Genomic DNA, 19,635 nt, shown 5'->3' with positions numbered 1-19,635 from the left:
TCGCTCTGTAGATGATGAGGTTCCGACATGTCTTCACTGACCGGCAAGACGGCTCTGGTCACCGGCGGCAGCCGCGGTATCGGCGCGGCGATCGCGTTGCGGCTTGCCCAGCAGGGTGCCGATGTGGCGATCACGTACGTCCATGGGGAGGCCGCCGCTCTCGATGTCGTCGCCAAGATCGAGTCGGCGGGGCAGCGGGGGTTCGCCATCAAGGCGGATGCGGCTGATCCCGGGGACGCGGCGGGCGCGGTGGAGCGCGCGGCGGATGATCTGGGCCGGCTCGACATCCTGGTGAACAACGCGGGCATCGGAGTGCTCGGCCCCATCGGGGACTTGGCGCTCGCCGATGTCGACCGGGTGCTCGACATCAACGTACGCGCGGTGTTCCTCGCCTCGCAGGCTGCGGCCGGGCGGCTTGCCGACGGGGGCCGGATCATCTCGACCGGCTCGGCGCTCGCGCGGTTCGCGGGCGGGCCCGGCGGGACGCTGTACGCGATGAGCAAGGCGGCGCTCGCGGGAATGAGCAAGCCGCTGGCGCGGGAGCTCGCGGACCGCGGGATCACGGTGAACGTGGTGCATCCCGGGGCGATCGACACGGACATGAACCCGGCGGACGGCCCGTTCGCCGCCCCGCAGCGAGCGGCCACGGCACTGGCCCGCTTCGGCTCCGCCGACGAGGTGGCTTCGCTCGTCGCCTATCTGGCCGGGGAGGAAGCGGGGTTCATCACGGGGGCGGAGTTGGTGGCGGACGGGGGGTATGGGGCGTAGGGCGGGGCCTGATGTGACGCCCCGAGCCCCGGCTGAAGAATTTCAGCCGGGGCTCGGGAGATATCCAGCCCGTCCGGCGTTTGAGGACGAACCCGGCGGAGCCGGTGATCGACGGTGCGGAACTAGCCGCCGAGCTCCTGGTGGCGCGCGGTCAGGGCGACCCCGCCCGCCTCCGTCAAGGAACCGAACAGCCGCAGCCGCGAAATGCCGCCGTCCGGGAAGATGTCGACGCGGACGTGCGTGCCCACCGCCGGGGTGTCCAGGACGAAGCGGTGGTTCGTGTCGGGCTGCAGGCGGGTGCGGGGCAGGGCCTCGACCCATTCGCCGTCCTCGCCGCCGTCACGTACCGAAAGAGACGCCCAGCCCGCCGAGTTGCCCTTGAGGTAGGCCGTGTCGATCTCGATGGCGCGGATCTCCGACTGGGCGACCAGCTGGTAGCGGATCCAGTCGTTGCCGGTGTCGCGGCGGCGCCGCGTCTCCCAGCCGTCGTCCATCTTGCGGGAGCGGCCCGGCTGGATGGTGTTGGTCGCCGGGGAGTAGAAGCGGTCGGACGCGTCCTCGACCTGGCCGCCGTTCTCCAGGGCGACGACGTCGAACGTGCCGAGCGCCGCGAGCCACTTGGGGTCGGCGACGACCTCGCCGTAGACGCGGAGACGGGCGATGCCGCCGTCGGGGTGCTGGTTGACCCGCAAGTGCGTGAAGCGCTGCTCGACGTCCACGGCGAAGCCGTTCGCCGCGTGGCCGCCAACGGCCGTGCGCGGTACGAGAGTCGTCCACTTCACGTCGTCGCCGAGGAGCTCCTCCGGCGTCGGCGAACCGGCGACCGAGGTGGCCTCGACGGACACGGCCTGCGGGTAGTTGCCGCGGAAGTGGGCGGTGTCGACGACGATGCCGCGTACGACGCCTGGGGCACCGAGGCGTACAAGAGCCCAGTCGTGGTCCTCCGCCGTCGGCCACGGGTGCTCGGCGGACACGCCACGGCGGCGACGGGTCTCCCAGCCGTCCATGACCTTGCCCTTGTGCCCGAAGTGCTCCGGGTCGAACTCGGCGTCGTTCGCCAGGAGCAGGTTCTCGCGCATCGCGAAGAACTCGTCGTTGGCGGCGATCACGCCCGCGCCGAGCTGCCGGTCGGCGAGGTTGGCGTACTGCGTGAAGGGGAAGTCCGCGGTGCGGTAGTCCGCGTACGGGTCGCCGCCGCCGTAGGGGCTGGCGTCGCCGGTGAAGGAGGGAATCGACGTCACGGGGTCAGTTGTTCCTTTCCAGAAGTCGGCCTGCGGGTTCGCTGAACTCGCCGCCGTGCAGGATGCGTTCGCCGCGCAGCCAGGTGGACTTCACGACGCCGCTGAGGGTCTTGCCCGCGTACGCCGTGACTCGGTTCCGGTGCTGCAGCTCCGCGGGGTCCACGGTGAAGGTCTCGTCGGGCGCGAGGACCGCGAAGTCGGCGTCGCGGCCGGCCTCGATGGCGCCCTTCTGGTCGAGTCCGACCAGTTCGGAGGTGCGCGTCGACATCCAGCGCACCACGTCCTCAAGGCTGTGGCCGCGCTTGCGTGCCTCGGTCCAGATAGCGGGGAGGCTGAGCTGGAGCCCGGAGATGCCGCCCCACGCGGTCGCGAAGTCGTCGGTCTTGAGGTCCGCGGTGGACGGGGAGTGGTCCGTCACCACGCAGTCGATGGTGCCGTCGGCGAGCGCGGCCCAGAGCAGGTCCTGGTTGGCGGCCTCGCGGATGGGCGGGCAGCACTTGAACTCGCTTGCCCCGTCCGGGACTTCCTCCGCGGTGAGCGTGAGGTAGTGCGGGCAGGTCTCGACGGTCAGCTTGACGCCCTCGCGCTTGGCGGCGGCGATCAGCGGCAGCGCGTCCGACGACGACAGGTGCAGTACGTGGATACGGGCGCCGAGCCGCTTGGCCTGGGCGATGAGGCCCTCGATCGCGACGTCCTCGGAGACGCGCGGCCGGGTGTCCAGGTAGTCCGTGTACTTGGGGCCGCTCTTGTGCGGGGCGGCGTCCAGCTCGTGCGGGTCCTCGGCGTGCACGATGAGCAGGCCCCCATCAGCACCGAAGCCGGCGATCTCGGCCATGGAGGCGGCGAGCTGGTCCTGGTTCAGGTGCGGGAACTCGTCCACGCCCGACGGCGAGAGGAAGCACTTGAAGCCGTAGACACCGGCGTCGTGCAGGGGCTTGAGGTCGCGGACGTTGTCGGGCAGGGCGCCGCCCCAGAAGCCGACGTCGATGTGCGCCTTGGTGCGGGCGACGTCCTGCTTCGTGCGCAGGTTGTCGGCCGTGGTGGTCGGCGGCAGGGAGTTGAGCGGCATGTCGACGAGGGTGGTGATGCCGCCGGCGGCCGCGGCACGCGTCGCGGTCCAGAACCCCTCCCACTCCGTGCGGCCCGGGTCGTTCACATGGACGTGCGTGTCCACGAGGCCGGGAAGCAGGACGTCGTCCCCGAAGTCTTCGAGCCGGGCACCGTCCGGTACGTCGGCGTCGTGCGCGAGCACGGCCGTGATCTTCCCGCCGGAGACCGCCACCGACGCGGCGCGGGTTCCCTCCGGGGTGATGACGCGAGTCGAGCGCAGCACCAGTTCAACGTCCACCCTCAACGCCCTCTCTTAGCTGTTGTCCGTCGCCGTTTGCCGACGTTTGTCTGTCTTTTGCCTATCTTCGTCGTCCGTTCTCTTCCGCTACACAGACCTTTCGGTTCCGCTAAACGGAATTCAACGTTCTGTTGAATCAGTCTTCACGTCCACCCCTGACCCGTCAAGAGGCCACCTGGAACACCCTGGACGTTTCCACAAAGTGGAAATAGGATTCCGAAAGAGAGAACGTAGCTACGCACAACCGGACCGCCGAGCGATCACCGGCCGTTCCCGCGGAGAAGCGGACAAAGGCCCCCTGACCGGCCAAGACGTCTTGGCGATCACAGGACCCCGCGAAGAACCGCCCGGTAGGCTGCTGCCTTGCCCGTCAGCCCCGAAAGGACCGCGCCGTGCCGACGTCAAGCGCAAGCGACGCCTCCACCGAAGTCGCTGCCTCCAAGCCGCCCGCTGCCAGCGGTGGTGTCCAGTCCCTTGAGCGCGCCTTCGACCTGCTCGAACGGATGGCGGACGCGGGTGGCGAGGTCGGCCTCAGCGAGCTCTCCGCCAGCAGCGGCCTCCCGCTGCCCACGATCCACCGCCTGATGCGCACGCTCGTCGCCTGCGGCTACGTACGCCAGCAGCCCAACCGCCGCTACTCCCTGGGCCCGCGGCTGATCCGCCTCGGCGAATCGGCCTCGCGCCTCCTCGGCACCTGGGCGCGGCCCTACCTCGCCCGCCTGGTCGAGGAGACCGGCGAGACGGCGAACATGGCGCTGCTCGACGGGGACGAGATCGTGTACGTCGCACAGGTGCCGTCCAAGCACTCCATGCGGATGTTCACCGAGGTGGGCCGCCGGGTCCTGCCCCACTCCACGGGCGTGGGCAAGGCCCTCCTCGCGCACACCCCGCCGGAGGAGGTGCGGGCCCTGCTCGCCCGCACCGGCATGCCGGCCGCGACGGAGAAGACGATCACTACGCCCGACGGCTTCCTGGACGCGCTGGAGGAGGTCCGCAGGGCGGGGTACGCGGTCGACGACAACGAACAGGAGATCGGGGTGCGCTGCCTGGCGGTGTCGGTGCCCAACTCCCCCACATCGGCGGCCATTTCGATCTCCGGCCCGGCGGGCCGCGTGACGGAGACGGCAGTGGACAAGATCGTCCCGATCCTCCAGGAGGTGGCGGTAGAACTGTCCGCCGCCCTGGCGAGCTCGGGCCCTGCGGCATAACGCGCCCCGAAAGGGGCGCGGGGAACTGCGCGACCAGCCACAGACGGCCCGCAGATCAGATCCCTCCGGCGTTTGAGGAGCGGGGTTCGGGGCGGAGCCCCGAGGCGGGGCCTACACAGGGGCCTGGGGGAGAACCCCCAGCCTCCCCTCCACCATCTCCACCACCCGGTCGGCGACAGCCAACCGCGCCCGGTCATGGGTGACCAGCACCGTCGCCGTCCCCCGCTCCCGCGTAAGCCGCCCAAGCAGCTCCATCACCGCAGCCCCACGCGAGTGGTCCAACGCACTGGTCGGCTCATCGACCAGCAGCACCGCGGGCGCATTCATCAGCGCCCGCCCCCCCGGCCACCCCCGCGCCGGCCCCGCCCGGGCCACCGGAGTGGGCGGGCGCGCGGGGGGCGGCCGACACACCCCCCCCCCCCACACCCCCCCGCCCCCGCCCCCCCGCGCGCTCGCGCCCCTCGCCCCCCGCGCCCCCGCCCGCCCCCCCCCCCCCCCCGCGCCTCGCCACGTCCGTGGCGGTGGACCGCACGACGCCCTCGATCTCCCAGTCCACGACGAGCAGCGCGATGTCGCCGGAGACGTGGACATGGCGCGGGCGCACCGAGATCGGCAGGCCGATCGCGAGGAACGGGCCGTTCTCCTTCGCGATCTCCGCGAGGCCGTGCACCGCCTCCCCCGACTCCGGCACGAAGGCGGCACGCTCCTCGTACAGCTCGTGCACCGCCTGGGGATCCCCGCTGTTGAACCGGGCGGCGAATGCCGCCGGAACGTCCTCGGGGCGGGTGGGAAGTGCCATCGCCGACATGTGTAACCCTCCTGGAGCGGACCGGTGTGGACCGATGCGGCCCGGTGCCGGCAACAGTAGGAGGCGTCCTCGTGACTCACCGAACGGTAAGCCAGGGGGTGGGCCAGGGGCTTCCCGACGACCCCAGGGCGCGGGTCACGGCGCCCACGCCCGCCTGCCCCGTCGAGATCACCCTCGCCGCCCTGCGGGGCCGCTGGACCACCTTGATCGTCCGCGAACTTCTGCGGGCGGACTCCTACGCGTACAGCGAACTCGCCTCCACACTCCCTGAGTTGTCGGACAAGGTACTGACCGAGCGGCTCTCCCAGCTGGTCTCCGCGGGTGTCGTCCTGCGCACCCGCACACCCGGCTGGCCCCCCACGGTCAGTTATGAACTCACTCCCCACGGCAGAGAACTGGGCCCGGTCCTGCAAGCGCTGTGGGACTGGGGAGCACGCGTGCCGGCACCATCCACCACAGAGGAAGCCGACGTCACATGACCGCCCACACCGTCGAGTACATCCGCTACCGCATCCCGCCCGAGCGTTCCGCCGATTTCCTCGCCGCGTACACCCGCGCCGCGGTCCCGCTGTCCGCCGCCCCGCAATGCGTCGACTACGAACTCACGCGCTGCGAGGAGGACTTCGAGCACTACATCCTCCGCATCACCTGGACGTCGACCAAGGACCACCTGGAGGGCTTCCGCGGCTCGGAGCTCTTCCGTGACTTCTTCACGGAGATCCGCCCGTACGTCGAGAACATCGAGGAGATGCGCCACTACACACCCACCGCCGTGCGCGGCACGGGCGCCTCGACGCCGACCCTGTACACATGGGCGGGCGGCGAGGAGAACTTCGAGCGCCTGACGGAGATCTTCTACGAGAAGGTCCTCAAGGACGACCTCCTCGCGCCGCTCTTCGAGGGCCTGCCCGCCGAGCACGCCCGGCATGTCGCCCAGTGGCTCGGCGAGGTCTTCGGCGGCCCCGCCGCCTACTCGCAGGAGCACGGCGGCCACTCCCACATGGTCGGCAAGCACCTCGGCAAGGGCATCACCGAGCCGCAGCGCCGCCGCTGGGTCAATCTGATGCAGGACGCCGCGGACGACGCGGGTCTGCCGACGGACGCCGAGTTCCGGTCCGCCTTCGTCGCCTACATCGAGTGGGGCACCCGCCTCGCGCTCTACTTCTCGGGGCCGGACGCCACCCGCCCCACCGACCAGCCCGTGCCGCTGTGGAACTGGGGAGCGGCGCCGCCCTACCAGCCGTGAGGTGGCCTAGCTCCCGGCGCCCGCCCCGGCCCGCGTCGCGTCTGCTCCCCAGCTGGCGAGCAGGCGCAGCGCGTCGGCCGACGCGGAGTCCGGCTGCGCGTGGTACGTGACCAGTGACTGATCGTGGTCGTCGGGCAGCCGCAGCGTCTCGAACGACAGGGTGAGGTCGCCCACCAGAGGGTGGTGGATGCGCTTGCTGCCGTGCCCCTTCTCCTTCACGTCATGCGTGGCCCACAGGCTCCGGAACTCCTCGCTCTTCACGGAGAGCTCGCCCACCAGGGCGGAGAGCTGCGGATCGTTCGGATAGCAGCCCGCGTCCATCCGCAGGAAGGCCACGATGTCCGTCGCCTTCTGCTCCCAGTCCACGAACAGCTCGCGCGACGCGGGGTGCAGGAAACAGATCCGCGCCCAGTTCCGCTCCTCCGGCGCCAGCGCGCCCCAGTCGCCGAAGAGCGCGGCCGCCATGCGGTTCCAGCCGAGGATGTCCGAGCGGCGGCCGACCACATAGGCGGGGACACCGTCCAGCGCGTCCACGAGCTGCAGCAGCGCGGGGCGCACGTGCTGGGGGCGGGCCGCCCGCTTCTTCTTGTGCTGCTTGGGCTTGGCCAGATGGGTCAGATGGGCGTGCTCGGCGTCCGTGAGGCGCAGGGCGCGGGCGATCGCGTCCAGGACCTCGCCCGAGACATTGCGGCCGTTGCCCTGCTCCAGGCGCGTGTAGTACGCGACGGAGACCCCGGCGAGCTGCGCGAGCTCCTCGCGGCGCAGTCCCGGCACCCGCCGGTGCCGCCCGAAGTCCGGCAGACCGACGTCCGCGGGCTGCAGCCGGGCCCTGCGGGTGCGCAGGAACTCGCTGAGCTCGGCGCGCCCGTCGAGCGGATCGGGGGCGGGTGACGGCGTCGGCTTCGCTTCCATGCATTCCAGTATCCAGGGTCGTACGCAGCGCAGCCTGTCCCCGCCAGTAGTAGGACCACTGGACGTAGGCAGAGCTGTGACCTGGGTAGATGCCCGCGACGCTGGCACGGTTGACGTCATGACCGCACAGACCAGCACCACCACCGTTTCCGCTTACGCCGCACCGTCCGCCAAGGCCCCCCTGGAGCGGACCACCATTCCGCGCCGCCCGGTGGGCGCGACCGACGTACTGATCGACATCAAGTACGCCGGCATCTGTCACTCGGACATCCACCAGGCGCGCGACGGCTGGGGCGAGGGCATCTTCCCGATGGTCCCGGGGCACGAGATCGCCGGTGTCGTCACCGAGGTCGGCTCCGCCGTCACCAAGTTCGCCGTGGGCGACCGCGTCGGCGTCGGCTGCATGGTCGACTCCTGCCGCGAGTGCGAGAACTGCAAGGCGGGCCTTGAGCAGCACTGCCTCAAGGGCAACGTCGGCACGTACAACGCCATCGGCAAGGACGGCGAGCCCACCTACGGCGGCTACTCCACGCATGTCGTCGTCGACGAGGCCTTCACCGTCCGCATCCCCGACGGCCTGTCCCTGGACGAGGCCGCGCCGCTGCTGTGCGCGGGCATCACCACGTACTCGCCGCTCAAGCACTGGGGCGCGGGCCCGGGCAAGAAGGTCGCCGTGATCGGCCTCGGCGGCCTCGGCCACATGGGCGTCAAGATCGCTCACGCGCTCGGCGCGGAGGTCACCGTCCTCTCGCAGTCGCTGCGCAAGAAGGACGACGGCCTGAAGCTGGGCGCCGACCACTACTACGCGACCAGCGACCCGAAGACGTTCGAGGAGCTGGCGGGCTCCTTCGACGTGATCCTCTCCACGGTGTCCGCGCCGCTGGACTTCGGCGCCTACCTGGGCCTGGTCAAGACGGGCGGCGCCCTGGTGAACGTGGGCGCCCCCGAGGAGCCCATCGCCATCAACCTGTTCTCCCTGATCGGCGGCAACAAGACCCTCGCCGGTTCGATGATCGGCGGCATCGCCGAGACCCAGGAGATGCTCGACTTCTGCGCGGAGCACGGGCTCGGCGCCGAGATCGAGATCATCGACGCCGACCAGATCAACGAGGCGTACGAGCGCGTCATCAACTCCGAGGTGCGCTACCGCGTCGTGATCGACACGGCCACGATCTGACGCCGCGGCCGCGGCCGGCATTACCCCGGGCGTCATCGACGGCGTGGGCGCGCCCCGGCAGGATCGGAGCCATCGATCGGAGCCGCCGATCGGAGCCGCCGATCGGAGCTACCGAACCGATCCGCACGGAACGCGTCCAGGAGGACCCCATGAGCGCCTACGCCATCGCCCACCTGCGGCCCATCGAAGAGCCCGGCGAGGACGTCTTCACGTACATCGAACGGATCCAGGCGACCCTGGATCCGTTCGGCGGCCACTTCCTGGTCCACGGCGGCCAGTTGGAGGAACTCGAAGGCTCCTGGCCGGGCTACGTCGTCGTCATCGCCTTCCCCGACCGGGCCGCCGTCCGCGGCTGGTACGAGTCGGCGGCCTACCAGGAGATCCTCCCCCTGCGCACCCGCCACATCGAGGGCGAGGCGATCATCGCCGACGGCGTCGCGCCCGGCTACGACCCGGCGCACCTGGCGGCCGGGATGCGGGCCGCCGCTAAGGCCGCGGCGGATTCGGCAGATGCGGAAGCGTGAACTCCGGGGTGGCGATGCGGCCCGACTGGGGCGCCGGTGTGTGGACCAGCAGCGAGCCGGGCGCGGTGCCGGCCGAAGCGGCCGGGGTGAGCAGGGTGACCAGATAGCTCAACTGCCGGTCCCTGCTTGTCACTTCGATCGTACGAGGAGCGAAACCGCCCACCGAGCGGCACGCCCACCAGTGCGCGAGGTCGGGTCGGGTGGCGTGCAGGCGCTCCGTGAGGGCGCGTACCCCGTCGTCGCCGGGGAGGGTGTCGGCGTGGGCGCGGAAGTGGCGGTGCAGGTCCTGCGCGAAGGGCTCCCAGGCGGGCAGCAGACGCTGGTGGTCCGGGTCGTCGATGAGCAGGAGCAGCAGGTTGCGCCGGTCGGCGGGCAGGCGGCCGGGGTCGGGCCACAGCGTGCTGTACGCGGTGTTCCACGCCGTGATGGTGAGGTCGGGGGCGAGCACCAGGGCGGGCGAGTCCGGCCAACCGGCGATCATCGTACGGAGGTTGTCGTGTTCCGGGGGGCCGGCGGGGGCCGCATCGGCGGAGGTGCGCGGCGGTGCGAACCCCGCGAGGGCCAGGACGTGGCGGTGCGCGTCACCGTCGAGGCGGAGGGTGCGGCTCACCGCGTCCAGCACCTGCCGCGAGGTGTCCACGCGGCCCTGCTCCAGCCAGGTGTACCAGGCGACGCCGACTCCGGAGAGCGCGGCGACCTCCTCGCGGCGCAGCCCCGGGGTGCGACGGCGCGCGGTGACGGGAAGCCCGACCTCGGCCGGCGCGAGGCGCTCGCGGTGCGCCCGCAGGAACGTGCCCAACTCGCCACGCCGGGCGGTGTCTTCGGCGGTGGTGGTCATGGACGCAGCGTAGATCCGGTCCTGCCGATCCTGATACTCCGGGTCACCCCATCATCGCCGTACTGGTTGCGGGCGGCGCGGCCCGCGAGCCTGAACGCATGACGAACAGCACAGCTCACCCGGACAACCGGCCGCCCGAACACCCCTCCGACGGCGCCGTCATGTGGCGCCGCTCCACCGACTCCTCAGACCTGACCGAGCCGCGCACCTTCGTGCGGGTCTTCACGGGACCCGGCACCCTGGAGTCCGTCACCGTCTTCTACGAGCAACTCCTGGGCGTGGAGCGGGACATGTGGTTCACGTACCCCGAACTGCGCCTCGGCCTCGCGGCGGTCGGCGGCTTCCTTCTCATCGAGGGCACGGACGAGAGTGTCGCGCCCTTCCGGGCCACGGCGGGCACGCTCCTCGTGGACAGCGCGCGGAAGTATCTGGACCGTCTGACGGCCGCGGGCGCCGAGATCACCGACCCCCTGAAGCCGGTGCCGACCGGCGCGGGATTCAGCGCGCGGCACCCCGACGGGACGGTGATCGAGTACGTCGAACACCGCCCGGCCCCGGACGGGCGATAGGCCGTCGCGAGTGGCCGGATGTCGCCTCGGGCCGCGGCCCTAGTCCGCATTGCGCACCAGGTGGGGGGCCGTGCGACCGATGCCGGGAGGCCTGCGCGGGCCTAGTGTCGAAGATGTCGGCAAGGGCACTTCAGACACAGTTCAGACACAGGAAGAGGTCGCGCAATGTCCATCGAGCTGAACCACACCATCGTCGTCGCCAAGGACAAGAAGGCGTCCGCACAGTTCCTGGCCGACATCCTCGGCCTCGAAGTCGGTCCCCAGTACGGCCCCTTCTTCCCCGTCACCATCCCCAACGGCGTAACGCTGGACTACTACGAGGGTGACGGGGGCCCGTTCGTCCCCCAGCACTACGCCTTCCTGGTCTCCGAGGACGAGTTCGACACCATTTTCGGCCGGATCAAGGCGGCAGGGCTGACCTACTGGGCGGACCCGTATCACAAGATCGAAAACGAGATCAACACCAACGACGGCGGCCGGGGCACATACTTCGACGACCCGAACGGCCACAAGCTGGAGATCCTCACGAGGCCGTACGGAAGCGGGGAGTAGTCCGAAGGGGCGCGGGGCCGTGACATCTGCGGCTCCGCCGCGTGGGCGCGGGCAACTACGACGCACCCGCAGCCGAGAGGAAGCCGAGAACGAGCGGGGTCGCCACCCCCGCGAACTCCTCGAAGTACGCATGCCGCGCCCCCGCGAGCAGCCGCATCCGCGCACCCGGGATGCGCTCGGCGAGCAGGGGCGCATTGGCGGTCGGGTTGAACAGATCGTCCGTGCCGTGCACGACAAGCGTCGGCGCCGCGATCCGCGGCAGCGCGTCCCAGGCGTCATGCCGGGCGCTGGCCCGCAGATGGCGGCGGCGCGCGTGCGGGGGCATGGCCGGGTCGCCGAGGGTGTGGAACACCGCCCCCTCACCCTGACGGGCGATCCAGCCGGGCGTGTACATCAGCTCCAGGAGGGCGCGGCGCGCGGCACGGCCATCGGCCTGGCTGAGGGCGGCGCGCACCTCGGGCCCGCGCTCGACGCCGTGCGGCGCCCCCGGCGACGTACATCCGATGACGAGCCGGTCGACCCGCCCGGGATGGTCGGCGGCCAGCCTTCCCCAAGCTCTCGGCTGCGCTCGAGCAGGGGAGACCCCATCCGCGACGCGGCCGCCCATCGACGTGCCGTACACATGCGCGCGGTCGATGCCCGCGTGATCGAGTACGGCGACGACGTCGCGGGCGAAGCCGGGCGTGCTGTACGTGTCGGTGTCGGGGCGGCCGCTCTCGCCGGTGCCGCGCCAGTCGAGCACGACGGTCCGGTGCGCGGCGGCGAAGTCGTCCCGCACCGGGTCCCACCAGCGGCGGCTGTTGGACTGCCCGCTGAGCAGCACCAGGGGCCGGCCGGAGCCGTGGACTTCGTAGTGCAGGGCGGTGCCGTCGGCGGCTTGGGCGAAGGGCATGGGGAAAACGTAATCACACGGTCCCCTTAGCCCCCCGCCCCTAGGGTGCCGGAATGATCGAGACACCCCAGGGCTTCGCCGCGAGCACCGTCCAGCGGGAGGGCGAGCGCGGCCGCGCATGGCTCGCGACGCTGCCGGAGCTCGCCGACGAGCTGCTCCGGCGCTGGGACTGCGTACCGACCGACCCGGTGACCCACGGGCAGGTCGGCATCATCGTCCCCGTACTGCGGCGCCGGAACGCCACGCCCGCCGTCCTGAAGATCTCCTTCCCGCACCCCGGCAACGTCCACGAGCCGGACGCCTTCGAGGTGTGGGCGGGCCGGGGCGCCGTCCGCCTCCACGAACGGGACGACGCACGGTTCGCGATGCTCGTCGAGCGGGCGGGCCCCGGCTCGCTGGCCGATGTGCGCAATGCCGAGGAGGCCCTGACGGCGGCGGGACTCCTCGCACGCCGGCTGGCCGTTCCCGCGCCGGCGGAACTGCCCCGGATGAGCGAGCGGTGCGGCGCATGGGAGCAGGAACTGCGCGACAACGACAAGGAGTTGAGCTCACCCCTCGCATCCCGCCTGCTCGACGCCGCGATCGGCACGCTGCGGGAACTGGGACCGGACCAGCCGGACACCCTCATCCACGGCGACCTGCACGTCGGCAACGTACTCAAGGGCGAGCGCGAACCCTGGCTGGCCATCGACCCCAAGGGGTACGCGGGCGACCCGGCGTACGACGCGATCACGCTGCTCCACCACCGTTTCGAGGACCTGCTCACCGCCACCGACCCCAGGGCCGCCGTCCTGCACCGCCTCGCCGTCTTCTCCGACGCGGCCGGGGTCGAACGGGAGCGGTCCCGCAGGTGGACGCAGGCCAGGGCGGTGACCATGGCGTACTGGGGGCGGCTGCACGGTGACCCGCAGTGGCGGGTGATGGCGGCGGACGGCCTGGCGGAGGTGCTGGCGTAGAGCAGGTGCTGGCGTAGCGGTGAGGCTCTCCCGGCACCGGGATTTCGCCGGGGGCGGAACGCTGATCACTTCCCCATGCTCGTGCGGCTCCTACCCTGAAGAGGTGAGCAGCGAAGAGCGGAACCACCAGTCGGAGCAGGCCCCGCCGAACGAGCAGCGGGCCCGCGTCATCCCGTTGCGCCCGCGCCCGCAGACAGCGGGTCGGACCCGCCCGGGAGCCGCCCCCGTACGCACAACTCCCGTATCCCCGGCGGCAAAAGAGCCCCTGTGGCGGGACGTCATCGGTGACGTACTGCGCCGCGAGCGCCTCGCCCAGGAACGTACGCTCAAGGATGTCGCCGAGGCGGCCCGCATCTCGATGCCGTACCTCTCCGAGCTGGAGCGCGGCCGCAAGGAGGCTTCCTCCGAAGTCCTCGCGGCCGGCGCCCGCGCGCTCGGCCTGAGCCTGGCGGACCTGCTCTCCCTGGCCCAGACCGAGCTGACCCGCCACGCCCAGCCGACGACGCGCCCGCGCCAGGGAGACATCCGCCTTGCCGCATAGGGCAGTTACGCGGCGGCGAACAGACTGCGCCGACTGAGCACCTCATCGGCAAGTCCGTACGCCACCGCCTCCTGGGCGGTGAACACCTTGTCGCGGTCCATGTCCGCACGCAGCGTGGCGACATCGTGCCCCGAGTGCCGGGACAGCACGTCCTCCACCTGCGAGCGGATCCGCATCATCTCCTTGGCCTGCAGGGCGAGATCGGAGACCGTCCCTTGCTGCCCGCCGCTCGCGGGCTGCCCGAGCAGCACACGCGCGTGCTCGAGCACGAACCGCCGCCCGGGATCGCCCCCGGCGAGCAGCACGGCGGCGGTGGAGGCGGCCTGCCCGACGCAGAAGGTCGAGATCGGCGCGTTGATGAAGCTCATGGTGTCGTAGATGGCCATGAGCGAAGTGAACGAACCCCCCGGCGAGTTGATATAGATCGCGACCTCACGCTCGGGGTGGGAGCTCTCCAGGTGGAGCAGCTGCGCGATGACGACATTGGCCACCCCGTCGTCGATCTCGGTCCCGAGGAAGATGATCCGCTCCGAGAGCAGCCGGCTGTAGATGTCGTAGGCGCGCTCGCCCTGCGGGGTGCGCTCGACGACGGTAGGAATCGTGTACTGGCTCATGGCTGTCAGACCCCCAGTCCCATCCGCGGCTTGGTGGCCGCGGGACGCACATCGGCGAGCGAGTCAAGCACCCTGTCCACCATCCCGTACTCCTTGGCCTGCCCGGCGGTGAACCACCGGTCCCGGTCGCCGTCCCGCGAGATGGTCTCCTCGCTCTGCCCGGTGTGCTCGGCGGTGATCCGCTCGACGGCCTTCTTCGTGAACTCCAGGTTCTCCGCCTGGATCGCGATGTCGGCGGTGGTCCCGCCGATGCCGGCGGACGGCTGATGCATCATGATCCGCGCATTGGGCAGGGCGTACCGCTTCCCCGCGGTCCCGACGGTGAGCAGGAACTGCCCCATGCTGGCGGCGAATCCCATGGCGAGGGTCGACACATCATTCGGGATGAGCCGCATGGTGTCGTAGATCGCGAGCCCTGCGGTGACGGAGCCGCCAGGGCTGTTGATGTAGAGACTGATGTCGGTCCGCGGATCCTCGGCGGAGAGCAGCAGCATCTGCGCACAGACCCGGTTGGCGGAGGCCTCGTCGACCTGGGTGCCGAGGAAGACGATGCGCTGGGTGAGGAGTTGGGCGGCGAGGTGGTCATCGAACGCGGTCGCCCGTGAACCTCCTTCCTCGCCCCGCGGACTGCGGGCCGGATCCCAGCCGTTGATGAGCGATGACATCGAGCCTCCCAGGAGTGGAGCGGCGGTGCTCGCCGCGTTCCCTCCACTGTCGACTCGTACGGGGCGCCGGGTAAGGGATCTCTGCCTGGGGCAGATCTGCCGTCGGCAGAGCGGCAGCGTTCGACGATGCAGACATCCCGGGTGGATATCGCCTGTGAGCACGCTGTTCGGTGCGGGGATCGGTGTGGGCGCGACGCTGCTCGCCCCGGGACGAGGAGTGCGAGCGGCGGGTGCGCGAACTCTTCCTCGCTCCCGGGGCCTACGAGTTGCGTCACCAGATGGCGATCCTCGCCCCGGCCGAGGTGGTCGAAGCCGCCAGGGCGACGTTCGTCGCCCTCCGCGCGACGCGCGACTGCGTGCTTGAGGGCGCCGATGCCGACAGCAACGCGTACGAGGCTTCGGAAGCCGCGAATGACGCAGCCGTCGCCGAGCTGCGGCGCGTGATGCGCCGGGATCTCGGCGTCGAGTGAACGGCTGAGGTCCCGGCGGCTGTGGCTGTGGTCAGCCGTCGGTCGGGGCGATTCCCGTCGGGCAGGCCCGGCCCCAGTTCGTCTCCGACGGGCTGTCCAGGGTGACGCCCGTGCCACCGATCCCGCAGTAGCCGTCCGGGTTCTTGTCCAGGTACTGCTGGTGATACCTCTATCTTTCATGCAGTATTAGAACTGCCCGACAGGCAGGGGGAGTTCAACGTGATCAACGATGATCAGTTAGTCCCGGTGGTGGCCTACGCCCGAAGTCGCCATGTCTGTAATCGTGGCGGCGTGCTTGATGATTCACGCAGTAAGCGGGCGGTATGGCTGAATATGGCTTGAGGACGGCCAGGGAGGGCCCTGCGGAGTCACCGCGCCTGAACGGTGCGTGAGTTGGCTGTACCGCCGAGACTCACAGTCGGCGGCGCAGCCTGTTCGGCCGAGCGGGAGCGGAAGGTCTACTGCTCCGGGGCCTGAGGCGCCGGAGCGATCCCCGTCGGGCAGGCAGGCCCGACCCCAGTTCGTCTCCGACGGGCTTTCCAGCTCAAGGCCAGTCCCGCCGATCCCGCCGTACCCGTCCGGGTTTCCGCTGCTCGAAAGGTACTGCTGGTGTCAGTCCTCGGCCAGTGAGGTAGCGGTTCCCGTTCCTCTGTCAGAGACCGGCCGGGTGGCTGCTGAGCCAGTCGGCGTGCCGGTCGCGCAGTCGGTCGCGATCCTCAGGTGTGGCGAGGATGACGTCTGCGCCTCCGTCGTATGGATGGTGGATGCGTCGGAGCTCCGTGTCGGTGATGAACACTTCGACAAGGTTCTCGTCCGCGACGGCGCGTAGCAGTTCGTCGATGCAGCCGCGTTCCCACGGGCGCCGGTCGGCGTACAGGCGGGTGTGGGTGTGGAACTCCGGGTCGGGGTCGTCCTGCTCGGATTCGGTCCACCAGCGGATGCCGTCCGGGTGCAGCGTCTCTCGTGGTGTCGGGTAGCCGACGGGCCCAGTCGGGGTGCGCGACCAGTCCATGGTCACGACGAACACGTCCGTGTCCGCGAACAGTTCGTCGAGGATCGTGTTGTACCGGTCCAACACGATCGCGTACTCGTCGTCTGACTCCGGGTAGCGCTTCGAGCTGGGGAGGCTGTGGAAGCGCACCCAGCGGTCCGCGTACGTACCGCGGAACGTATGGGCAATAGGCGGGCCCGACGGCCGCCGTTCCTGCCACAGCCCCGCCAACAGCTCGGCGGTGACTTCAATGCTCACCCGTCTGCTTTTGCGACACCGATCGGGCAGGACACGCCCGTGCCGCCGATCCCGCAGTACCCATCCGGGTTTTTGCTGCTCGAAAGGTACTGCTGGTGGTACCCCTCCGCCGGCCAGAACGTGCGGGACTCCGCCGGGAGGATCGTTGTCGTGATCGTGCCGTGGTTCGAGGCAGTCAGGACCTGCTGGTACGCGTCTCGGGAGGCCTTCGCCGCCGACTCCTGGGCTGCGGAGTGGGTGTAGATCGCCGAGCGGTACTGCGTGCCCACGTCGTTGCCCTGGCGGAAGCCCTGCGTCGGGTTGTGGGACTCCCAGAAGAGCTTCAGGAGCGTCGCGTACGAGACGCGGGCCGGGTCGAAGACCACGCGGACCGCCTCCGTGTGGCCGGTCAGGCCCGAGCAGACCTCTTCGTAGGAGGGGTTTTCCGTATAGCCGCCCTGGTAGCCGACGTACGTTGTCCAGACTCCCTCCGTCTGCCAGAACTTGCGCTCCGCGCCCCAGAAGCAGCCCAGCGCGAAGTCCGCGATCTCCAGGCCCTCGGGGTACGGGCCGAGCAGGGGGTTGCCGAGGACCGTGTGGCGGGACGGGACCTCGAACTCGGGGGTGGCGCGGCCCTTCAGGGCCTGCTCGGGGGTGGGGAGCTCGGGCGTGCGGCTGCCGAAGAGCATGGGAGTCGTTCCTCCTGGGGCGGAGCGGGGCGTACGCGGTGGGTGCGTGCGGCCCTTACGTCAACGTGTGTGGGCAGGGGTGCATTCCTGGGCCCGGTCAGTGCGGCAGCGTTGCCGGGCTGCCGCCGTTCGCCTCGTAGCCGCCTACCGCCAGTGCGCGGTACACCGCGTAGTCCGCCGCCGGGTCCGAGGACAGGGTCCAGGGGAGCGCGCCCACGTGGCCGTCCACGTGCACCAGCTGGTTCATCGCCTCCGCCCAGCGCTCGCTGCGGACCAGGAAGAAGATCAGGAGGTGGCGTACGTGCGCCAGCATCGGGTCGTCCGGGCGGGCCGAGTGGACCGCGAAGAGTGCGCCCTCGACGGCCTTGGTGACGACCTCGCTCTGGTAGAAGCCCCGGACCATGTTCACCTCGGGCAGGTGCTCGTACACCGCGAACAGCGGGAGCGCCGACAGGAGCGAGCCCTTGGGGGCGCGGGCCGCCGCGGCCTCCGTGAAGTTGTACGCGAGGTCACGCGAGCCGTGCCACTTCTCGCACCAGTAGTGCAGCGCCGCCAGATGCGCGCCCATGTGCGCGGGGGAGCGGTCCAGGATCTTCAGCCACAGCTGCTCGAACTCCTCGCGCGGGTAGGCGAGTCCGCGGGCGATGGAGAGCTCGATGATGTACGGGACCGGGTCCCCGGGGGAGAGGAGCGCCGCCTGCGCGCAGGCCTCCTTCGCCTCCTCCAGGATGATCCGGAACTCGTCCGTCCCGGACGTCGCGGACCGCCAGGCCTGCTGGACCAGGAACTCCGCGTGCACCGCGGCGCCGCCCGCGTCCTTGGGCGCCTCGGCCCGCCACACCCGCAGCCACTGCCCGCCGGGGTTGTCGCCCGCCCCTCTCCCGACCACCACCCCTGGCTGAAGCGCTCCGCGCTGCACCTCTTGTTGGCCCGGCCGCTGCTGCAGCTCCAGGGACGCCGCTCCGGCGAACGCCTGCACCCGCTGCCAGCGCACCTCGCCGTGCACCTCGGTGCCCGCGAGCAGCTGCGACGCGGCCTTCCAGCTCTGCGAGCCCTGGACGACGTCGAGCACGTCCAGGAGGTCGCGGTCCGGGCCCGGCATGCGGATGTCCAGCTCTTCCTGGAGCGCGAAGCCGTACTCCGCCGGGTCCGCGGCGTCCGGCGAACCGGGCGCGACCTGGCGGATTCCGCCGCGCCTGCGCAGCAGGAACGGGCCAAGAACCGCCCCAATCATGATCGCCGCCATCAGCACCCAGAGAATCTCCATGCCTACAAGCGAACCAGACGGGTCGGACACTTGGCGAACCAGTCTCGAACTCGACCCCTGAACTCGCCGGTGCGCGCCTGTCCCGCATTAGGCTCTGGCCGCATGAGTGACATGCACAGCAGGCAGAGTTTCGAGACCGTCGCGATCCACGCGGGCAATACCGCGGACCCGCTGACCGGCGCCGTCGTACCGCCGATCTACCAGGTGTCGACGTACAAGCAGGACGGCGTCGGCGGGCTGCGCGGCGGCTATGAGTACAGCCGCAGCGCGAACCCCACCCGTACCGCTCTGGAGGAGAACCTGGCCGCGCTGGAGGGCGGCCGGCGCGGGCTCGCCTTCGCGTCGGGCCTCGCCGCCGAGGACTGCCTTCTGCGTACGCTGCTCAGCCCCGGTGACCATGTGGTCATCCCCAACGATGCGTACGGCGGCACCTTCCGGCTCTTCGCGAAGGTCGTCTCGCGGTGGGGTGTGGAGTGGTCCGTCGCGGACACCTCGGACCCGGCGGCGGTGCGGGCGGCGCTGACCGACCGTACGAAGGTGATCTGGGTGGAGACGCCCTCCAACCCGCTGCTCGGCATCACGGACATCGCGGCCGTCGCGCAGATCGCCAAGGAGGCGGGCGCGAAGCTCGTCGTCGACAACACCTTTGCCAGTCCCTACCTGCAGCAGCCGCTCTCGCTCGGCGCGGACGTCGTCGTGCACTCCCTGACGAAGTACATGGGCGGGCACTCGGACGTGGTGGGCGGCGCGCTGGTCGTCGACGACGCGGAGCTGGGGGAGGAGCTGGCGTACCACCAGAACGCGATGGGCGCGGTGGCCGGGCCCTTCGACGCGTGGCTTGTCCTGCGCGGCATCAAGACGCTGGCCGTCCGGATGGACCGGCACAGCGAGAACGCGACGAAGGTCGCGGAGATGCTGACGCGGCACGCGCGCGTGACGCGTGTTCTCTACCCCGGGCTTCCGGAGCACCCCGGGCACGAGATCGCGGCGAAGCAGATGAAGGCGTTCGGCGGGATGGTGTCCTTCCAGGTGGAGGGCGGCGAGGAGGCGGCGGGGGCGGGGGGGGTCCCCGCGCACCTGGTAACCCACTGGGAGTGGCGCGGCGGGGGGGCGCGAGACTCT

The 19,635-nt window shown here is 70.6% G+C and carries 23 protein-coding genes and 2 pseudogenes; 12 read left to right on the top strand and 13 right to left on the bottom strand.

Annotated features, from left to right (window positions below):
- Nucleotides 1-27: 27 nt before the first annotated feature.
- Entirely contained in the window at nt 28-768 is a 741-nt protein-coding gene (locus ACFWY6_RS05895) for an SDR family oxidoreductase (protein WP_384686786.1), read from the top strand.
- Nucleotides 769-890: 122 nt separating this feature from the next.
- Here the strand turns inward: ACFWY6_RS05895 and alc are convergent, their stop codons facing one another.
- Together alc and allB are read right to left on the bottom strand one after the other, a co-directional pair.
- Complete coding sequence (alc, locus tag ACFWY6_RS05890) at nt 891-2,009, bottom strand: allantoicase (RefSeq protein WP_384686784.1); 1,119 nt, start codon at nt 2,007-2,009, stop codon at nt 891-893.
- Nucleotides 2,010-2,013: 4 nt separating this feature from the next.
- On the bottom strand, nt 2,014-3,357 hold the full coding sequence (gene allB / locus ACFWY6_RS05885) for an allantoinase AllB (protein ID WP_384686782.1): 1,344 nt from the start codon (nt 3,355-3,357) through the stop codon (nt 2,014-2,016).
- Between the two features lie 392 nt (nt 3,358-3,749).
- Between allB and ACFWY6_RS05880 the strand changes: the two genes are divergently transcribed.
- Nucleotides 3,750-4,565, top strand: a complete 816-nt coding sequence (locus ACFWY6_RS05880) for an IclR family transcriptional regulator (RefSeq protein WP_384686780.1) — start codon at nt 3,750-3,752, stop codon at nt 4,563-4,565.
- 111 nt (nt 4,566-4,676) lie between these two features.
- On the opposite strand, the pseudogene ACFWY6_RS05875 reads toward ACFWY6_RS05880, so the two are convergent.
- Both ACFWY6_RS05875 and ACFWY6_RS05870 read right to left on the bottom strand, forming a co-directional pair.
- A pseudogene (locus ACFWY6_RS05875) lies at nt 4,677-4,901 on the bottom strand (ABC transporter ATP-binding protein); the annotation flags it as partial.
- On the bottom strand, nt 4,861-5,364 hold the full coding sequence (locus tag ACFWY6_RS05870; protein WP_384686844.1) for a YybH family protein: 504 nt from the start codon (nt 5,362-5,364) through the stop codon (nt 4,861-4,863). The gene ACFWY6_RS05870 and the pseudogene ACFWY6_RS05875, both read right to left, overlap by 41 nt.
- 80 nt (nt 5,365-5,444) lie before the next feature.
- On the opposite strand from ACFWY6_RS05870, the gene ACFWY6_RS05865 reads away from it, so the two are divergent.
- Together ACFWY6_RS05865 and ACFWY6_RS05860 are read left to right on the top strand one after the other, a co-directional pair.
- A complete protein-coding gene (locus ACFWY6_RS05865) occupies nt 5,445-5,852 on the top strand; it encodes a winged helix-turn-helix transcriptional regulator (RefSeq protein WP_384686778.1) in 408 nt (135 codons plus the stop codon).
- The gene (locus ACFWY6_RS05860; protein WP_384686776.1) at nt 5,849-6,619 is read left to right on the top strand and encodes a group II truncated hemoglobin; all 771 of its coding nucleotides are present in this window, start codon (nt 5,849-5,851) and stop codon (nt 6,617-6,619) included. The genes ACFWY6_RS05865 and ACFWY6_RS05860 overlap by 4 nt, the downstream gene beginning before the upstream one ends.
- 6 nt (nt 6,620-6,625) lie before the next feature.
- On the opposite strand, the gene ACFWY6_RS05855 is transcribed toward ACFWY6_RS05860, so the two are convergent.
- Nucleotides 6,626-7,531: a helix-turn-helix domain-containing protein gene (locus ACFWY6_RS05855; RefSeq protein ID WP_384686774.1), complete on the bottom strand. Its 906-nt coding sequence runs from the start codon at nt 7,529-7,531 to the stop codon at nt 6,626-6,628.
- Nucleotides 7,532-7,649: 118 nt separating this feature from the next.
- Between ACFWY6_RS05855 and ACFWY6_RS05850 the strand changes: the two genes are divergently transcribed.
- Nucleotides 7,650-8,708: an NAD(P)-dependent alcohol dehydrogenase gene (locus ACFWY6_RS05850; RefSeq protein ID WP_384686772.1), complete on the top strand. Its 1,059-nt coding sequence runs from the start codon at nt 7,650-7,652 to the stop codon at nt 8,706-8,708.
- A gap of 149 nt (nt 8,709-8,857) precedes the next feature.
- Nucleotides 8,858-9,232, top strand: coding sequence for a DUF1330 domain-containing protein (locus ACFWY6_RS05845; protein ID WP_384686770.1), 375 nt, complete (start codon nt 8,858-8,860; stop codon nt 9,230-9,232).
- On the opposite strand, the gene ACFWY6_RS05840 is transcribed toward ACFWY6_RS05845, so the two are convergent.
- Nucleotides 9,195-10,070 (bottom strand): helix-turn-helix transcriptional regulator, encoded by an 876-nt coding sequence (locus ACFWY6_RS05840; RefSeq protein WP_384686768.1) that lies wholly within the window; start codon nt 10,068-10,070, stop codon nt 9,195-9,197. The two genes, ACFWY6_RS05845 and ACFWY6_RS05840, sit on opposite strands and share 38 nt — an antisense overlap.
- 98 nt (nt 10,071-10,168) lie before the next feature.
- Between ACFWY6_RS05840 and ACFWY6_RS05835 the strand changes: the two genes are divergently transcribed.
- Entirely contained in the window at nt 10,169-10,639 is a 471-nt protein-coding gene (locus tag ACFWY6_RS05835) for a VOC family protein (protein WP_384686766.1), read from the top strand.
- Nucleotides 10,640-10,804: 165 nt separating this feature from the next.
- Entirely contained in the window at nt 10,805-11,191 is a 387-nt protein-coding gene (locus ACFWY6_RS05830) for a VOC family protein (protein ID WP_384686765.1), read from the top strand.
- A gap of 55 nt (nt 11,192-11,246) precedes the next feature.
- Here ACFWY6_RS05830 and ACFWY6_RS05825 read toward each other — a convergent pair whose 3' ends face one another.
- A complete protein-coding gene (locus ACFWY6_RS05825) occupies nt 11,247-12,083 on the bottom strand; it encodes an alpha/beta fold hydrolase (RefSeq protein ID WP_384686763.1) in 837 nt (278 codons plus the stop codon).
- Between the two features lie 53 nt (nt 12,084-12,136).
- Between ACFWY6_RS05825 and ACFWY6_RS05820 the strand changes: the two genes are divergently transcribed.
- Both ACFWY6_RS05820 and ACFWY6_RS05815 read left to right on the top strand, forming a co-directional pair.
- On the top strand, nt 12,137-13,039 hold the full coding sequence (locus ACFWY6_RS05820) for an aminoglycoside phosphotransferase family protein (RefSeq protein WP_384686761.1): 903 nt from the start codon (nt 12,137-12,139) through the stop codon (nt 13,037-13,039).
- A gap of 103 nt (nt 13,040-13,142) precedes the next feature.
- Nucleotides 13,143-13,580, top strand: coding sequence for a helix-turn-helix domain-containing protein (locus ACFWY6_RS05815; RefSeq protein ID WP_384686759.1), 438 nt, complete (start codon nt 13,143-13,145; stop codon nt 13,578-13,580).
- A gap of 5 nt (nt 13,581-13,585) precedes the next feature.
- On the opposite strand, the gene ACFWY6_RS05810 is transcribed toward ACFWY6_RS05815, so the two are convergent.
- Both ACFWY6_RS05810 and ACFWY6_RS05805 read right to left on the bottom strand, forming a co-directional pair.
- Entirely contained in the window at nt 13,586-14,194 is a 609-nt protein-coding gene (locus ACFWY6_RS05810; protein WP_384686757.1) for a ClpP family protease, read from the bottom strand.
- Between the two features lie 5 nt (nt 14,195-14,199).
- The gene (locus ACFWY6_RS05805) at nt 14,200-14,859 is read right to left on the bottom strand and encodes an ATP-dependent Clp protease proteolytic subunit (RefSeq protein ID WP_361825843.1); all 660 of its coding nucleotides are present in this window, start codon (nt 14,857-14,859) and stop codon (nt 14,200-14,202) included.
- A 230-nt stretch (nt 14,860-15,089) separates the two neighbouring features.
- Between ACFWY6_RS05805 and ACFWY6_RS05800 the strand changes: the two genes are divergently transcribed.
- Entirely contained in the window at nt 15,090-15,329 is a 240-nt protein-coding gene (locus ACFWY6_RS05800; RefSeq protein ID WP_384686754.1) for a hypothetical protein, read from the top strand.
- 31 nt (nt 15,330-15,360) lie between these two features.
- Here the strand turns inward: ACFWY6_RS05800 and ACFWY6_RS05795 are convergent.
- From ACFWY6_RS05795 to ACFWY6_RS05780, 4 genes and pseudogenes are all read right to left on the bottom strand, one after another.
- Nucleotides 15,361-15,495: pseudogene (locus ACFWY6_RS05795) on the bottom strand (peptide-methionine (S)-S-oxide reductase); the annotation flags it as partial.
- Nucleotides 15,496-15,981: 486 nt separating this feature from the next.
- Entirely contained in the window at nt 15,982-16,578 is a 597-nt protein-coding gene (locus tag ACFWY6_RS05790; protein WP_384686752.1) for a hypothetical protein, read from the bottom strand.
- Nucleotides 16,575-17,246 carry a peptide-methionine (S)-S-oxide reductase MsrA gene (gene msrA, locus ACFWY6_RS05785; RefSeq protein WP_384686750.1) on the bottom strand — a complete coding sequence of 224 codons (672 nt, stop codon included), beginning with the start codon at nt 17,244-17,246 and terminating at the stop codon, nt 16,575-16,577. Before msrA ends, ACFWY6_RS05790 begins: the two co-directional genes overlap by 4 nt.
- 97 nt (nt 17,247-17,343) lie before the next feature.
- Entirely contained in the window at nt 17,344-18,513 is a 1,170-nt protein-coding gene (locus tag ACFWY6_RS05780) for a hypothetical protein (protein ID WP_384686748.1), read from the bottom strand.
- 102 nt (nt 18,514-18,615) lie between these two features.
- Between ACFWY6_RS05780 and ACFWY6_RS05775 the strand changes: the two genes are divergently transcribed.
- Nucleotides 18,616-19,635: cystathionine gamma-synthase (locus ACFWY6_RS05775; RefSeq protein WP_384686746.1), on the top strand; the 1,020-nt coding region annotated here is incomplete at its 3' end.

The organism is Streptomyces sp. NPDC059037, assembly GCF_042740015.1.
Classification (GTDB): domain Bacteria; phylum Actinomycetota; class Actinomycetes; order Streptomycetales; family Streptomycetaceae; genus Streptomyces.
The sequence above is the reverse complement of the archived record's forward strand: the minus strand, read 5'-3'. Positions and strand labels throughout refer to the sequence as shown.

Excerpts from the sequence above, each read along its gene's own strand:
- ACFWY6_RS05895 (WP_384686786.1), top strand. The coding sequence starts at position 28 with ATGTCTTCACTGACCGGCAAGACGGCTCTGGTCACCGGCGGCAGCCGC.
- ACFWY6_RS05870 (WP_384686844.1), bottom strand. The coding sequence starts at position 5,364 with ATGGCACTTCCCACCCGCCCCGAGGACGTTCCGGCGGCATTCGCCGCC.
- ACFWY6_RS05860 (WP_384686776.1), top strand. The coding sequence starts at position 5,849 with ATGACCGCCCACACCGTCGAGTACATCCGCTACCGCATCCCGCCCGAG.
- ACFWY6_RS05855 (WP_384686774.1), bottom strand. The coding sequence starts at position 7,531 with ATGGAAGCGAAGCCGACGCCGTCACCCGCCCCCGATCCGCTCGACGGG.
- ACFWY6_RS05850 (WP_384686772.1), top strand. The coding sequence starts at position 7,650 with ATGACCGCACAGACCAGCACCACCACCGTTTCCGCTTACGCCGCACCG.
- ACFWY6_RS05845 (WP_384686770.1), top strand. The coding sequence starts at position 8,858 with ATGAGCGCCTACGCCATCGCCCACCTGCGGCCCATCGAAGAGCCCGGC.
- ACFWY6_RS05840 (WP_384686768.1), bottom strand. The coding sequence starts at position 10,070 with ATGACCACCACCGCCGAAGACACCGCCCGGCGTGGCGAGTTGGGCACG.
- ACFWY6_RS05835 (WP_384686766.1), top strand. The coding sequence starts at position 10,169 with ATGACGAACAGCACAGCTCACCCGGACAACCGGCCGCCCGAACACCCC.
- ACFWY6_RS05830 (WP_384686765.1), top strand. The coding sequence starts at position 10,805 with ATGTCCATCGAGCTGAACCACACCATCGTCGTCGCCAAGGACAAGAAG.
- ACFWY6_RS05825 (WP_384686763.1), bottom strand. The coding sequence starts at position 12,083 with ATGCCCTTCGCCCAAGCCGCCGACGGCACCGCCCTGCACTACGAAGTC.
- ACFWY6_RS05820 (WP_384686761.1), top strand. The coding sequence starts at position 12,137 with ATGATCGAGACACCCCAGGGCTTCGCCGCGAGCACCGTCCAGCGGGAG.
- ACFWY6_RS05810 (WP_384686757.1), bottom strand. The coding sequence starts at position 14,194 with ATGAGCCAGTACACGATTCCTACCGTCGTCGAGCGCACCCCGCAGGGC.
- ACFWY6_RS05805 (WP_361825843.1), bottom strand. The coding sequence starts at position 14,859 with ATGTCATCGCTCATCAACGGCTGGGATCCGGCCCGCAGTCCGCGGGGC.
- msrA (WP_384686750.1), bottom strand. The coding sequence starts at position 17,246 with ATGCTCTTCGGCAGCCGCACGCCCGAGCTCCCCACCCCCGAGCAGGCC.
- ACFWY6_RS05780 (WP_384686748.1), bottom strand. The coding sequence starts at position 18,513 with ATGGAGATTCTCTGGGTGCTGATGGCGGCGATCATGATTGGGGCGGTT.